Origin of the sequence: Nocardia sp. NPDC051981 (genome assembly GCF_040680715.1) — a bacterium.
Classification (GTDB): Bacteria; Actinomycetota; Actinomycetes; order Mycobacteriales; family Mycobacteriaceae; genus Nocardia.
The window spans coordinates 1-1120 of record NZ_JBFAXK010000017.1 but is presented as its reverse complement, the minus strand read 5'-3'; the positions used below and the strand labels follow the sequence as shown (position 1 = coordinate 1120).

Sequence of the window (1120 nt, the reverse complement as noted above, 5' to 3'; positions counted from 1 at the left end):
GCGTCGGCGCCGTGTAATAGATGGTGACGCCGTACTTTTCGATGATCTGCCAGTGCCGGTGCTCGTCGGGGAAGTTCGGGGTGCCCTCGTAGACGACCTCGGTGGCGCCGTTGGCCAGCGGGCCGTACACGATGTAGCTGTGCCCGGTGACCCAGCCGATGTCGGCGGTGCACCAGTACACGTCGCGACCGGGCTTGTGGTCGAAGACGTGGTGGTGGGTGTAGGCGGCCTGGGTCAGGTAGCCGCCGGAGGTGTGCAGGATGCCCTTGGGCTTTCCGGTGGTGCCGGAGGTGTAGAGGATGAACAGCGGATGCTCGGCGTCGAAGGCCTGCGCCTCGTGCTCGGGGGAGCCGAGCGCGACGGTCTCGTCCCACCACAGGTCGCGGCCGGAGGTCATCGCGGTCTCGATGCCGGTGCGGCGCACCACCAGGACGTGCTCGACGGTCGAATCACCCTCGGCGAGAGCCTCGTCCACGGCCGCCTTGAGCGGGGCCGGCTTGCCGCGCCGCCACTGGCCGTCGGTGGTGACGACCAGCTTGGCCGCGGCGTCGTCGACGCGCTGGCGCAGGGCGCTGGGGGAGAAGCCGGCGAAGACCACCGAGTGGGTCAGGCCCAGACGGGCGCAGGCCAGCATGGCCACGATGGCCTCGGGGACCATCGGCATGTAGATGGCGACCCGGTCACCCGCGGCCAGCCCCAGGCCGGTGAAGTAGTTGGCCGCACGCGACACCTCGGCCAGCAGCTCGGCATAGGTGATGTCGCGGGAGTCGCCGGGCTCGCCCTCCCAGTGGATGGCGACCCGGTCGCCGTGCCCGTCGAGCACGTGCCGGTCCACACAGTTGTAGGCGACATTGAGCTTGCCGTCGGCGAACCACTTGGCGAAGGGCGCCTCGTCCCAGTCCAGCACCTGGGTGAAGGGCTGATGCCAGTACAGGCGCCGTGCCTGCTCGGCCCAGAACCCGTCCCGATCCGCTTGGGCTCGAGCATAAAGAGAGGCATCGCCGTTGGCGGCGGCCGCGAACTCAGCGCTGGGCGGATAGGCATCCAGGTGGTCGGCGGTGGTGTCGGTCATCTCGTCTCTTCTTCTCTCGCATGCAGGCCGCGCAGAGGTGACGGCGGC

General features: G+C 69.3%; 1 protein-coding gene. It reads right to left on the bottom strand.

What is annotated here, in order from left to right; all coding sequences use genetic code 11:
* On the bottom strand, positions 1-1072 hold a 1072-nt coding region (locus AB0L60_RS26355; RefSeq protein WP_364618696.1), incomplete at its 3' end, for an AMP-binding protein.
* Between the last annotated feature and the right edge of the window lie 48 nt (positions 1073-1120).